Genomic DNA, 13,519 nt, shown 5'->3' with positions numbered 1-13,519 from the left:
CGCCCAAGTCCGTATGGAACGGCGAGGCGTGCCGGCAGCATGTCACGCGCCGATGTGGCAGGAGAAAGCGGTAATGAACGCAAGAGTTCACTCTTTGACTGACGTGGAAGCGCGCCCTCCAGGCGTCCGGTTCCTGTGCGTCTGCTCGGATGCGGGACGCCGGGCGTGGCTCGCGCGTGCGCTGGGCACGCTCGGCGTGCTCGAGCACATGCCGTTCGACGCTGTCGCATTGATACCGAAGATCTCGTCGCTCGGCGCCACGATGGTGTTCATCGATTTCGCCTGCGCGCCGCTTGAAGCGCCCGAAGCCAGCATTGCCGCCGCGACGGCGATGGCGAGCGCAGTGCACGATGCGTTCCCGGGCCTGGCCATCGTTGCACTCGGTTCGCTGCAGCAATCGGCCAGCGCGATTGCCGCATTGCGCGCCGGTGTGCGTGATTTTATCGATGTTGAAGGCGAGCCCGATGAAGCAATTCGGATAGCGAAGCAATTGATTGACCAAGCCAGTCAGTCCGCGAGGACGGAGCCCATTGCCAACCGCCACGGCCACATGACGGTGTTGCTGGGTGCGCGCGTCGGCATGGGCGTGAGCACGCTGGCGGCGAACCTGGCGGTGAGGTTGCAGAAACGAGGCGCGCCGGCACAGAAGACCTCCGCGCTGCTCGACCTGGGCATCCCGGCCGCGGACAGTTCGGTGCTGCTCGATACACAAGGCGAATTCAATTTCGTCGATGCCGTGCGCAACCTGCGCCGCTTCGACCAGACCTTTGTTCATACGGCCTTCGGACGCCACGCCAGCGGTCTTGCAGTGACCACGTTGCCAGCGGATCTTGCGGCGATGCGCGAGGTGTCGTATGCGTCGGCAGTCAATCTGGTGAACCGGTTGCGGACTTTCTTCGATCACCAGATCGTCGATCTCGGCGGCTTTACGAACCTTGAATTCATCGCCCAGATGGTGCACGCCGCGGATAACGTGTGGCTGGTCTGCGATCCGAATGTGGCGTCAGTGGTGTCCGCCATGGAGTTGCTGGAAGGCCTGCGTGCCTGCGATGCCGAGTCACGTTTGCCCAAGGACCGCGAGGCTGCCGATGCGCTGCAGAAGCTGCATCTGGTCGTGAACAAGTTCGACCCGACGCTGCAGTTTGGCGCTGAGCAAATCGCGGAGCGGCTGCGTTTGCCGTTGCTCGCGGTACTCCCTGCACGCGCACAGGCGCTTGGACGCGCGGTGAACCAGGGGCGCCTGCTGGCGGATATCGCTGAACGCGATGCTTATGTGCGCGCGCTGGAGCCGCTGCTTGCGCGGCTAGGCGGTCACAGCGTCACGGCCGCATCCGGGCCCTTGCCCGATGGCATGGACACCGATGCACTGAAGCAGAAGACGGCAGATTCCGCCGGCACGCATGGCGGCTCAAGACAATTCCTCAAGCGGCTCCTTCCCACTTTCACCAGGCGGTCCTAGACGATGGCAAAAGACATCGAGTTCGCTGACGACGCCACTTCGTTCGCGCATACGCAGCAGTTCCAGGACATCAAGAATGCGGCGCACGAGCATCTGCTTACGCGAATCGAGGAGCTTGGCGCCGAGTTCGGACGCTGGTCACGCCAGGCGATCCAGCAGTTCGTCGACCTGGAGATCGACGGCTTCGTCCGGATGCGGCGCATTCCCCTGAACGAGAGCGAAGTGCGGCTGATCGCGCAGGCCCTGACGAAGGAGCTGGCCGGCTTCGGTCCGATCGAGGACCTGCTCGCCGATCCTGCCGTGGAGGACATCCTCATCAACGGCTTCGACGACGTCTACGTCTCGCGCCACGGCATGCTCGTGAAGATCCCGGTGCGCTTCGCAGACAACGCGCATTTGCTGCGGATCGTGCGGCGCATCCTCGCGCCTATCGGGCGGCGGCTGGACGAATCCAATCCGATGGTCGATGCCCGTCTGCACGACGGCGGCCGGGTGAACGTGGTGATCGAGCCGCTGTCGCTCGACGGTCCGGTGGTGTCGATTCGGAAGTTCCGTCGCGACCCGCTGCGCCCCGACGACCTGCTCGCGAACGGTACCTTCGATCAGGAGATCTGCGGGTTGCTCGACGCGGCGGTCGCTGCGCGCTGCAACGTGCTGGTGTCGGGCGGGACGAGTTCGGGCAAGACCTCGCTGCTCAATGCGCTCGCGTTCTTTATTCCCAAGCACGAGCGCGTGGTGACGATCGAGGACACCGCCGAGCTTTCACTCAATCACCCGCACGTGGTGCGGCTGGAAAGCCGTCCGGGCGGGTTTGACGGCGCGGGCGTGGTGTCCATTCGTGACCTGTTGCGAAACACGCTGCGGATGCGTCCGGACAGGATCATCGTGGGCGAGGTGCGCGGCGGCGAAGTGCTGGAGATGCTGCAGGCCATGAACACCGGCCACGACGGTTCGATGGGCACCGTCCACGCAAGCTCGGCGCGCGAATGTCTTTACCGGCTCGAGATGCTGGCAGGGTTTGCAGGCTTCCAGGGCACGGAGTCCAGCCTGCGGCGGCAGATTGCGAACGCCATCGACTTCATCGTCCAGATTGGGCGCTTGTCCAATGGACGGCGGCGGATCTTGTCGGTGACGGAAGTGACGGGGCTTTCCGACAACATCGTTGCGACACAGGAGTTGTACCGCTACGAGCCGATCATGGAAGGCGGCGAGGAGCAGGACAACTGGGTTTCGCTCGGCATTCATCCCAGCTCACCGAAGCTTGCCAAGTACCGCCAGTCGCTCGGCAATGACAGGGGCGCGGACAGCTTCAGCGACGGCTTCGGACGAGGCGGCGGTATCGGCGGTTTCGGCCGCTCCGGTGGGGGCTTCAATGTCTAGCGGTATCGGTCTCGTCCTGGTCGTGGCGCTGCTGTGCGCGGCCGGCGGCCTGCTGCTTTGGCAACGCGCGAAGGACAACCGCGAACGCGCGCTGACGGACCGTTTTGTTGACCGGCGCGTGGCGTCGCTGCAGGGAGCAACACCGGGCACAGCACCGGTTGCAACGCCGGGCGCAGCGCCTGCCCGGAACAGCCAGCGCACTCGTTCTGCAACTGCCGCCGCGATATCACCGAATGCCGCGCACGATGGCCACGAACATCTGCGTCATCTGCAGGCCCGTTTCCTCTGCGCCTTCGACAACCTGATGAACCGAGCGGGTATCGCGAGTCGCGCCAAGCTGCTGTGGACCGCTTGCGCGATTATCCTGCCGGGCGCGTGCCTGATCGGTCTGCATGCACATTGGATCCTCGGGCTGGGTTGTCTCGTCTTCGGCGTGCTTTGCGTGTTTGCATTTCTCTCATGGCGCGCACAGAAACGCCATCAGCGCATCTCGCGCCAGTTGCCCGTATTCCTCGATGGCATCGTGCGGCTCATCACGATCGGCAACAGCGTGCCGGCCGCGTTCCAGGCTGCCGTGACCACCACCGACGCGCCGTTGCGCGACTGTCTCGACCAGGTCTCACGAATGTTGCGCTCAGGCGTGGAAATAGATGTGGCGCTGAAACATGTGGCCTCGATGTATCACGTGCGCGAGCTGGAGCTGGTCGGCTCGGTGCTGCGCATTTCAGTGAAGTACGGCGGCCGTTCCGACGTAATGCTGGACCGCATGGCTGCGATGATGCGCGACCTTGAACAGGCCGGGCGTGAACTGATTGCGTTGTCCTCCGAGACGCGTTTGTCAGCCTGGGTGCTTGGCCTGATGCCGGCGCTCCTGGGCGGTTTTGTGATGATCTCCAGTCCGTCGTACTTCCGCGAGATGTGGTCCGATCCATTTGGTCAGCGCCTTGTGTATGTGGCGCTGGGACTGCAAGCGCTCGGCGCTTTCATGTTGTATCGGCTGGTGCGCCTGAAGGATTGATCATGACCGCTCACACCGTGTTCGCTCTTGCCTTGCTCGCCGCCGCACTGGGATGCGCGTTGTTGGGCGTGCTCGCATTCACGGGCCTCGCGCGCATGCAGCGCGGCGCGCGCACGCTCGACCATGCGCTCGATCAACGCGCGGCCAGCGCGGCTGCGCGTGCGATTGCAGCGGGCAAGGAGACCCGGCAGTCAACCGATGCGAAGAACGCGAGCGAGGCCGGGAGGGCCCGGACCAAAGACGCCCGCCGCTCGCGCCTGGCCAATGCGGTCAGCCGCGTGGCGGTGGGTTGGCTGGACACGCCGTTCGGTGCAATCGTCGTGGCGGCTGAAGACCGGCGATTGCTGGATCAATGCGGTTTCCTCGATGCCGGCGCGCGCGCGCGTTTCTTCGCGGCGCGCATTGGCTGCGCTGTGCTGCTGCCGCTCTTAGCGCTGGCCTGGTTCAAGGGGGACCCTCGTCTCGCTCTTTCGATGATCGCCGCGCTCGTGCTCGGGTTCATGTTGCCGAAGTGGTTCGTGCGGCGTCGCGCGAAAACGCGTCAACGCTCGGTCGCGAGCGAGTTACCCATGTTCGTCGACTTGCTGCGTTTGCTGCAGGGTGTCGGCCTGTCGCTGGATCAGTGCCTGCAAGTGATGATCAACGACTTCGCGACCGTGCTGCCGGTTCTCTCGCAGGAACTCGCGCTGGCCCACCGGCAATTCACCACGGGGCGCACGCGTGAGCAGTCGCTGAGCCGGCTCGCGACGAGCTATGAAAACGACGACCTGAATGCCGTGATGCGGCTGGTCGTCCAGGTCGACAAACACGGTGGCGCGGTACAGGAGCCGCTGCGCCAGTTTGGCGACCGCTTGCGCGAGTCGCGCCGCGCGACATTGCGTGAACGGATCGGCGCATTGACCGTGAAGATGACCGGCGTGATGGTGCTGACCTTGCTGCCCGCACTGTTGATCATGACAGCGGGTCCGGGGTTCATCGCCATATACCACTCGTTATCCACGATGCACAGATAGACGTTCAAGAGAGTGACACCATGAAATCGATCGTTATCGGGAGCCGCCTGCCCGCTGTTGTCCTGATGCTTGCATGCAGCGTTGGCGTGGGCCTGGGCGGCTGTGCGTCGAAGATGGAAAGCGGGTATGGGCTCGGCATACAAGCGGAGCGCGAAGCTGCGCTTCAGCAGTCGCAGCAGAAACAGGACGCGCCTGACACACCCGGCATGTATCTCGCGCTGATCGACCGGATGCAGTCGCAAGGTTTGTTCTATGCGTCGCTCGCGCACATTGACGCCTACGAGAAGCAGTATGACTCGACGCCCGACACAATCCTGCTGCGCGCCGACGCGTTGCGTCAGACCGGCCAGGCCCAGGCCGGCGCCGACGCATACACCAAATTATTGAACACGCCGCTGGCGGCGCGGGGGTATCGCGGCCTCGGTTTGCTGGCCGGGGCGGCAGGAGAATTTGCCAAGGCATCCGAAGAGTTCGATGCAGCCACGCGCCTGCAGCCGACCGACGCGCTCACACTATCGGATCTGGGTTACGCGCGCTTGCGTCTCGGCGATGTGGCGGGCGCTCGCGTACCGCTGATGAAGGCCGCGGAACTGGCGCAGGACAACCCGAAGATCCTGAGCAATGTCGCGCTGTTCTTGCTGGCCGATGGGCAGCCCGCTGCGGCGCAAGGGCTGATCGCGCAGCAGAAGTTTGCGCCGGAAGTGCAGCAGGCGATCCGCGCGGATGCGCAGCGCATCGCGGCGGCGACTGCGCAGGCGTCGCAAGCGCAGGTCGTGAAGGTTGCGGCCGCGACGTCCGGGCGCGCACGCGTTCCCGCTCCCGCGATCCATGCGCCGGAGACGGTCGATTCGCTGCTCAACGCGCAGTTGCCGCTGACCCAGACGTTCGATCCATCCGGCGCGATGCCGGGCAAACAACCGCAACTGGTCGCACGGTGAGGGGAAGAACCATGAATGAATATCGGACGAAGCGAGGGCTGGGCAGGACGACTGTCCGGACAGCGGGACGGCTCGCCGTGTTGTGCTCGATGGCGATTGCTACCGGTGCCGCGGCGCAGACGCAGACACCGTTGACGTCGCAGGAAACGTCCGCAGGGCTCGAGAGTCAGCAGCAAGCACTGGCGCAACCTGCGGCGCCGTTGAAAACGGTAGCCGCGGTTCGTCATGTCACGCTGATCGGCGACGCCACGCTGTCGATGCTCGCGTTGCAGCGAAGCGGCGAGTTGGCGGCGCCGCCACTGCCGATGCTGGGTGCCGAAGCGAGCGCCGCATACGCGCGTTACCTGAAGTCCTTCGACCATCCGATTCCGGAACATTTGGATTCATCGGTGGGCACGGTCGGCGGTGCGGCAGGCGGCGCAACGTCGAACTGACATGAAACGCTTTCCGACGTCACCGAGCAGATCGATACCGCGTGGACGCAAACGCCAGCGTGGTGTGGCGAGCGTGTTGGCCGCGTTCTGGCTGTTGGTGGCGGTCGCGGCGCTTGCCGCTATCGATGTGGGTAACGTGTTTTATCAGCGGCGAGTGATGCAGAGCGTGGCGGACATGGCGGCAAATGCCGGCGCCCAGGTCGTCGATAACGCTTGCTCGCGTGCGCCGGCCACCGCTCTCGGCATTGCGGGTGCGAATGGCTTCAACGCGTCGGCGTCGGGCAGCTCGATCACCACGACCTGCGGGCGCTGGGACCCGACGCTCTATGCGGGTCCCGGCTACTACGCGGCGAACGCCACGCCGAGTAACGCGGTGCAGGTGACGGTGTCCAAGCAAGTGCCTTATTTCTTCCTGGGAGCAGGGCGGGTGGTTAGCGCGACGGGGCTGGCGCAAGCGGTCAACGTGGGGGCCTTCACCATCGGCACGACGACCGCACTCGTCAATCCGGCTGTCATTACCGGATTGCTGAACGCGATGCTCGGGACGAATATCAACACGCTGCAGATATCGGCGGCGGGTTACGCAGGTCTCGCGCAAGCGCGTATCCAGATTGGTGACCTCGTCACGGCAGCCGGTGTGGGCACGGTGAACCAGTTGCTTGCGATGAACGTCACCGCCGCGCAACTTGCCAATCTGATGCTCACCGCGTTGCAGACCACTCAGGTTGCGAACGCGAATTTATCGGCGGCGGTTGGTGCGTTGCAGGCCGTCGTGAACGCGAATATTCCCGGCTCGCAGACGTTCCCCTTGGGCGCGGTGAATGGCACGCCGGGCCTGCTGCAAGTCGGACTCGCCGATACCCAGTCGGCGCTCACTGCCACCATCAGCCCGCTGGACGCGCTGTTCGTGGCAGCCGATATCGCACAGGCGGGGAAGTCAGCGGTGAGTGTCAGTACCGGGCTGAATCTCGGTATCGCGACCGCCTCGTTGCAAGTCCAGGTGATCCAGCCGCCGGTGCTGGCGATAGGCGAGGCCGGGCAGACGCCGGCCGGAGCGTGGCGGACCACGGCGACGTCAGCGCAGGTACGCGCTTATCTCGGCTTGAGCCTGGGAGCCGTGCCCGGTTCGTTTCTCGGCCTGGGGTCGACGCCCCTGCTGACTTTGCCGATATCACTCGAGGTCACGCCCGGAACCGCCTGGCTCCAGTCCACGCAATGCGCCACGACGGCAGCGGCGAGCAACAGCGTGGTCGGCGTCCAGCCGGGGCTTGCCAACGTGTGCGTGGGCAATCCGCCTTCGAACATGTCCGCGTCGGCGGCGTTCAGTTGTTCGCAACCCGCAACGCTGGTTTCCGTACCCAACATCCTGACTCCGGGAGTTCCCCTTCTCACCATCTCGGTGAAAGCGCCGATCACGGCCGTAGTTCCGCCGGACAGCAGCTCCACGCTGACGTTCGATGGCATCGTAGGGAATGCTGACGATTATCAAACGGTGAACTCGAACCGTGCGGGCCACGTGATCAGCTACGCGTTGGCCAATCTTTCCACGGCGATCTCGCAAGGCGGGTTGGTAGTGAACACACCTGTGCCGATTCTTAACGTGGTAATCCAGTTGCTGATCCCTGGCCTGGTGAGCGCGACGCTGAGCACGCTCGTGAATTTGCTGACTCCCATACTGGGTGCGCTCGATTCGGTCCTTGTTCCGGTGCTGCAACTCCTGGGTGTGCAGATCGGCGTAAGCACGATCCACGATTTATCCCTGACATGCGGTCAGTCGCAGCTTCAGTATTGAGAAGCCAATCGATGAACGAACGCAACGGGGCGCGAAGCCAACAGATGCAAGCCATGAGACTTGAGCAATGAGACCAGCGACACAAATCGATGACCTCGATATCTACGTGTGGGAAGGCAAGGCGGATATTGTCGAGCAGGTGGTGCGCTGCATGTCGGGCTTTGAAGTCGATGTGATCCGCGCCGACGGCATGTCGATTGCCGCGGGCCAGGACGCCCAGCGCCAGGCAATCGCGATCGTGAGCGTCAGCGTGATCGACACGGGCGCGTTCGCGTTGCGCGATTGGGAAGCGCATCGCGGCATGCCGGTGATCTGGGTGGGCGCGGCGCCGCGTGAGCGTGACACGAGCGTGTTTCCGACCGACTACTCGCATATCCTGCCGCTTGATTTCACCGGCGCCGAGTTGCGCCGGATGTTGGCGAAGCTTGCGCAGCAACTGCGTGCGCATGGGGAGCAAGTGCAGGAATCGAGTGCCCTGATAGCGAATGCCGAGTGCATGCAGGCATTGCTGCACGAAGTGCAGACCTTCGCCGATTGCGACACCAGCGTGCTTGTGCATGGCGAAACCGGTGTGGGCAAGGAACGCATCGCACAGATGCTGCATGAACAGCACACGCGTTATTCCGAGGGGCCGTTCGTGCCGGTCAATTGCGGCGCGATCCCTGACGGCTTGTTCGAGTCGCTGTTCTTCGGTCACGCGAAAGGCTCGTTCACGGGCGCCGTGGTCGCGCACAAAGGCTACTTCGAGCAGGCCGACGGCGGCACGCTGTTCCTCGATGAAATAGGCGACATGCCGCTCTATCAGCAGGTCAAGTTATTGCGCGTGCTGGAGGACAGCGCGGTCACGCGGATTGGTTCGGCAGCTCCCGTCAAGGTGGATTTCCGGCTGGTCGCCGCGACTCACAAGAGCTTGCCGCAGCTGGTGAAGGCCGGTGAGTTCCGCGCGGATCTTTACTATCGGCTGGCGGTGATCGAGTTGAAGATTCCGTCGCTGGAGGAACGCGGGGCGCTCGACAAGATTGCGCTGTTCAAGTCGTTCATTGCGCAGGTGGTGGGGCCGGAAAAACTCGCGAGCCTGCCCGAGCTGCCGTACTGGCTGGCCGATGCTGTCGCCGATAGTTATTTCCCCGGCAACGTGCGCGAGCTGCGCAACCTGGCGGAGCGCATAGGGGTGACCGTGCGGCAGGTGGGATCGTGGGATACGGCACGGCTGCAGCGCCTGCTCGCGCTTGCCCGCACCTCGCAGCCGGTCCCGCCGGAACTGAACGCTGAAGTGCTGACCGACCGCAGCAAGTGGGACATGAACGAGCGCAACCGCGTGCTGGCCGCGCTGGAAGCGAACGGCTGGCGGCGCCAGGATACCGCGAGTCACCTGGGCATCAGCCGCAAGGTGCTGTGGGAAAAAATGCGCAAGTTCCAGATCTTCGACGAAGAACCGGAAACGCGCATCGTTGGGTGAGAGGCTTCGCAAGCGGCGGTGTTCAAGCTGATTTTCCCGCCGCTGCCTGCCTGCCTGCTTTGCCTGCTTTGACTTCTACGCCAGCGCAGCCTTCAACGTGGCGAACGTGCGCTCGTCGGTGCGTTCGAAGTGCAGCGGCGTCACTGATACACGTCCCGATGCGACCACAGCCGTTTCGCTATCGGCCGAGTTTTCACGCGGACCGCGCTGGAAACGCAGCCAGTGATATTGCAGGCCACGCGGATCGGTTTGCGGCAGGACATCGATACCTTCGACCAGCCCCACACCCTGGCGAGTGGGAGTGAGCGGGCCGGCGAGAGCTGTGTCTATATCCGGGAAATTCACATTGAAGCAGGTCGGCGCATCGTGCTCGATCGCGAGCAGCGAGCGGATCACGCCGGGTGCAAGTTCGCGCGCGGTATCCCAGCGGACGTTGTCGCGGTCACTGAAGGTCTGGCTCATTGCAATGGACGGCAAGCCGAGAAGTAAGGCCGTCATGGCTGCGCCGACCGTGCCGGAAAACATGGTTTCCACACCCAGGTTGGCGCCCCGGTTGATGCCCGACAGCACAAGCGTGGGCGGCGCATCTTTCATCAGATGCCGCACGGCCATCACCACGCAATCACCCGGTGTACCGAGTACGCCGAAGCGGCGCTTGCCATGCTCGCTCACGCGCAGCGGCGAGTGGAGGCTGATGGAGTGCGACGTGCCGCTTTGGTCGTGCTCCGGAGCGACGATCCACACTTCGTCCGCAAGTTCGGCGGCTACCGCTTCGAGCACGGCGAGGCCGGGTGCGTCGATACCATCGTCGTTGGTCAGCAGGACGCGTGCAAGTCTGGGCAGCGCAGAGGGTAATGAAGCGGGTGTCGCAGCGGATGTCGCAGCTGGCATTGCCAATCTCCTGTCGATTGAGGGAAAGCGTCACTCAATCGATTATTCCAGAGATCGCGATGCGGGGTAGAAGCCCGGATTTACTTGATACCGAGCCCGCGGAGTAGCGCGTTGCCATCGTCGGTGAGGCGGAACTTGGATTCACCCGGCGTGGGCGACACCATTTCCACGTAGCCGTATTCGCTCAGCGAGGCTACGTCGGGAGGCGCGGCCATTGCGTCGATCGGCGCGTGCAGCAACAGCAGCAGCGTGGCGATTTCGTGGTGACTGAGTAATCGTTTGATGGCCCGTACCGGAGCCGATGCGTTGCGGAGGTTCATGACGAACTCCTTTCGTTAATGCTTTGTCTTTGTGTATCGTGCAGCGCGTCGATCGCACCAGACAGCGGCGCTTGATGTGTCGAAAACGGTTTCAATAAAGGTTTCGATAAAGTTGGGCAAGGGTATCGACCCAGTCTTAGGCGAAACTTAAAACAGATGAAATGCCGCGCATGCGTCTGCTGTGAAGACGATTGACGAGGCAAAAAATTGTGATCGATGAAGTTAAAAATTGTAAGCGGGGTTCTTGGGGCTGAACGTGGCGTCGTCGAATGTCTTCGGGGCGATGTTCTGGAACACGATGCTTTCGAAAATCTTGCCGTCGTTGTCGAAGGATTCCGCCGTCCGGAAATACGGCCGCCTCAGGTCCAGGCCGAGGATTTCTTTCTTGGCATAGAAGTCCGGCTGTCCGGAAGGGGTTTCGTAAGTGAACGCGACCACGCGGGCGCCATCCATCGTTTTCACTTCGATGTCGCTCGCGCGCGTGACCCCGGCGTCAGCGAACTTCTTGCCTTCGGCCAGGAACTGCTGCGTGATGAATTCGGTGCCGAGATCGCGGACGGAATGACGCGATTGCGAGCGCGCGAGCGAGCCGTTGAGCGACGTCCAGAGCGCAATCACCTTCAGCAAACCGCCGAGATGACCGTACATTTCATTGGGACGCGCGCTTTCGTCGTAGAGCAGCTCCTGACCCGCATGTGCGCCGTCGGGCAGCCATTTTGCATAGACCCGCAGCGGGTCGCGTGTCACACGCACCAGCATGTGGTCGGCCTGACCGGGCCACATGCCGTGGATGCGCTCACGCCGCAGCATGGTGAACTCATACGATGGATAACCGTTCGGGCCGTTCTTCAGATAGCGCGGCAGCGCAAGCGGATCAAGCGATTTGAACAGCGCGACAAGCGCCGGATCGCTCATGGCGGCGAGCATGCCGCTCAGTGCGGCGTGGCTCAGCCAGCGGACCTGGGCATCGAGCGGGAGTTTGCCGACTTGCGCCGCGGGCGTCTTCGGCGGTGCAGTCGTTGCGCCGGCCGTGAGCGCCGGACCGGCTGCGGAGGTGGCAGCGGACGTCGGCAACGAGGCCGTGGCCGTGCTGGCCGCGTCCTGTGCGCCCGCCGGCATGGCGATGACCGCGAGGGCGATCGCGGCGATCGCGGCGAACAGGCGCCGAACCCGGCCGCTTGCGCGGATCAGCTGACGATTCTGGCCGCGCTGTCGTCCTCGATGCATGAAGTTCTCCGTGGTCCGTTCATTTGGCTTTGGCTGCGTTTTCACTTTGGCTGCATATACGTCGCGCAGTTCACAGCGAAAATCTTTCCGCATCTTTTCCTTGTTTTAGAACGGTTCCGGGAGACCGGAAATTCCGGGCCATCGCGCTTTATCTTTGGGTTGCCGCTGGCGACCAGCACTTGAGCGGCTCGGCCGCCCGCGTCAGCGCTCCAGAATGGCCACCACCCCTTGTCCGCCCGCCGCGCAGATGGAGATGAGACCGCGGCGCGTTCGTGTGTCGCCGGGCGCCTGAGCCAGCATCTTGGCGAGCGTCCCGACGATCCGTCCGCCCGTCGCCGCGAACGGGTGACCGGTTGCGAGCGACCCGCCATTGAGGTTCATGCGACTGCGCTCGATCGAGCCGAACGCGCCGTCCAGGCCGAGTTGCGTGCGGCAGTACTCCTCGTCTTCCCACGCCGCGAGCGTGCACAGCACCTGCGCCGCGAATGCTTCATGGATCTCGAAGAAATCGAAATCGGCGAGCTCGAGCCCCGCGCGTTCGAGCAATCGCGGCACGGCGTAGGCGGGCGCCATCAGGAGGCCTTCTTTCTTGTCGAAGAAATCGACGGCGGCGGTCGCCGAGAGCGTGAGATAAGCGAGCACCGGCAGGTTGCGCGAGGCCGCCCATTCTTCAGACGCGAGCAACACTGCCGAGGCGCCATCGGTGAGCGGCGTGGAATTACCGGCTGTCAGCGTGCCGGCGTCGCGGTCGAAGACGGGCTTGAGCGCCGCAAGCCGTTCCGGCGTGAGATCAGGCCGCAGGATGTTGTCGCGTGAAAGGCCTTTGTACGGCGTCATCAGGTCGTTGAAAAAACCGCGCTCGTACGCGGCCGCCAACTTGCGGTGACTGTCGAGCGCAAGCTCGTCCTGCGCCTCGCGCGAAATCTTCCAGCGCTTGGCCATCAGCTCGCAATGTTCGCCCATGGAAAGGCCGGTGCGAGGTTCGACGTTACGCGGCAGCGCGGGCTTGAGCAACATGCCGGGCCGCAGCTTCGCCAGCGCGCTCATGCGCTGTGCCGTGGACTTGCCGCGGTTCGCTTCCAGCAGGATCTTGCGCATCCGCTCGTTCACGCCGATAGGCGCGTCGGAAGTCGTATCCACGCCGCCTGCAATGCCCACCTCGATCTGTCCGAGAGCGATCTTGTTCGCGACCAGGATAGCGGTTTCAAGGCCGGTTCCGCACGCCTGGCTTACGTCGTAGGCGGGCGTTTCCCGGGCGAGCGTGGTGGAGAGCAACGCCTCGCGCGTGAGGTTGAAGTCGCGTGAATGCTTGATGACGGCGCCTGCCGCGACTTCGCCGAGTCGCAGGCCGTGCAGGTCGTAGCGGTCGATCACGCCTTGCAGCGTAGAGCTCAGCATGTCCTGATTCGATGCCGTCGCATACGCCGTGTTGGAGCGGGCAAACGGAATCCGGTTGCTGCCGAGGATCGCTACGCGACGTATAGCGGGAAGGACGCTCACAGTCATGATGAGATCTCGTCGAAGGAAACGGTGGGCGCTTCAAGATCGGTTTCGGCCGGCGCAGGTTGTTTAGAACGCCGTATGATTT

The 13,519-nt window shown here is 63.5% G+C and carries 12 protein-coding genes; 8 read left to right on the top strand and 4 right to left on the bottom strand.

What is annotated here, in order from left to right; all coding sequences use genetic code 11:
- Positions 1-73 precede the first annotated feature (73 nt).
- The 8 genes from ACSOSP_RS05845 to ACSOSP_RS05810 all read left to right on the top strand — a co-directional run bounded on the left by ACSOSP_RS05845 (position 74) and on the right by ACSOSP_RS05810 (position 9,493).
- On the top strand, positions 74-1,459 hold the full coding sequence (locus ACSOSP_RS05845) for a fimbrial protein (protein ID WP_455310052.1): 1,386 nt from the start codon (positions 74-76) through the stop codon (positions 1,457-1,459).
- A 3-nt stretch (positions 1,460-1,462) separates the two neighbouring features.
- Positions 1,463-2,839, top strand: a complete 1,377-nt coding sequence (locus tag ACSOSP_RS05840; RefSeq protein WP_455310051.1) for a CpaF family protein — start codon at positions 1,463-1,465, stop codon at positions 2,837-2,839.
- Positions 2,832-3,857 (top strand): type II secretion system F family protein, encoded by a 1,026-nt coding sequence (locus tag ACSOSP_RS05835; RefSeq protein WP_455310050.1) that lies wholly within the window; start codon positions 2,832-2,834, stop codon positions 3,855-3,857. The genes ACSOSP_RS05840 and ACSOSP_RS05835 overlap by 8 nt, the downstream gene beginning before the upstream one ends.
- 2 nt (positions 3,858-3,859) lie before the next feature.
- Positions 3,860-4,870: a type II secretion system F family protein gene (locus ACSOSP_RS05830; protein ID WP_455310049.1), complete on the top strand. Its 1,011-nt coding sequence runs from the start codon at positions 3,860-3,862 to the stop codon at positions 4,868-4,870.
- A gap of 20 nt (positions 4,871-4,890) precedes the next feature.
- On the top strand, positions 4,891-5,808 hold the full coding sequence (locus ACSOSP_RS05825) for a pilus assembly protein (protein WP_455310047.1): 918 nt from the start codon (positions 4,891-4,893) through the stop codon (positions 5,806-5,808).
- 11 nt (positions 5,809-5,819) lie between these two features.
- Positions 5,820-6,242: a DUF3613 domain-containing protein gene (locus ACSOSP_RS05820; RefSeq protein WP_455310046.1), complete on the top strand. Its 423-nt coding sequence runs from the start codon at positions 5,820-5,822 to the stop codon at positions 6,240-6,242.
- A gap of 1 nt (position 6,243) precedes the next feature.
- Positions 6,244-8,034 carry a TadG family pilus assembly protein gene (locus ACSOSP_RS05815; protein ID WP_455310045.1) on the top strand — a complete coding sequence of 597 codons (1,791 nt, stop codon included), beginning with the start codon at positions 6,244-6,246 and terminating at the stop codon, positions 8,032-8,034.
- A 67-nt stretch (positions 8,035-8,101) separates the two neighbouring features.
- The gene (locus ACSOSP_RS05810; RefSeq protein WP_455310044.1) at positions 8,102-9,493 is read left to right on the top strand and encodes a sigma 54-interacting transcriptional regulator; all 1,392 of its coding nucleotides are present in this window, start codon (positions 8,102-8,104) and stop codon (positions 9,491-9,493) included.
- Positions 9,494-9,568: 75 nt separating this feature from the next.
- Here the strand turns inward: ACSOSP_RS05810 and surE are convergent, their stop codons facing one another.
- The 4 genes from surE to ACSOSP_RS05790 form a co-directional block, all read right to left on the bottom strand.
- Positions 9,569-10,384 carry a 5'/3'-nucleotidase SurE gene (gene surE / locus ACSOSP_RS05805; RefSeq protein WP_455310043.1) on the bottom strand — a complete coding sequence of 272 codons (816 nt, stop codon included), beginning with the start codon at positions 10,382-10,384 and terminating at the stop codon, positions 9,569-9,571.
- An 80-nt stretch (positions 10,385-10,464) separates the two neighbouring features.
- A complete protein-coding gene (locus ACSOSP_RS05800) occupies positions 10,465-10,704 on the bottom strand; it encodes a hypothetical protein (RefSeq protein WP_455310041.1) in 240 nt (79 codons plus the stop codon).
- 222 nt (positions 10,705-10,926) lie between these two features.
- Positions 10,927-11,931, bottom strand: coding sequence for a DUF1571 domain-containing protein (locus tag ACSOSP_RS05795; RefSeq protein WP_455310040.1), 1,005 nt, complete (start codon positions 11,929-11,931; stop codon positions 10,927-10,929).
- A gap of 201 nt (positions 11,932-12,132) precedes the next feature.
- Positions 12,133-13,437 carry an acetyl-CoA C-acetyltransferase gene (locus ACSOSP_RS05790; RefSeq protein WP_455310038.1) on the bottom strand — a complete coding sequence of 435 codons (1,305 nt, stop codon included), beginning with the start codon at positions 13,435-13,437 and terminating at the stop codon, positions 12,133-12,135.
- Between the last annotated feature and the right edge of the window lie 82 nt (positions 13,438-13,519).

The organism is Caballeronia sp. KNU42, assembly GCF_053760385.1.
This window is presented reverse-complemented; position numbering and strand designations above follow the sequence as displayed.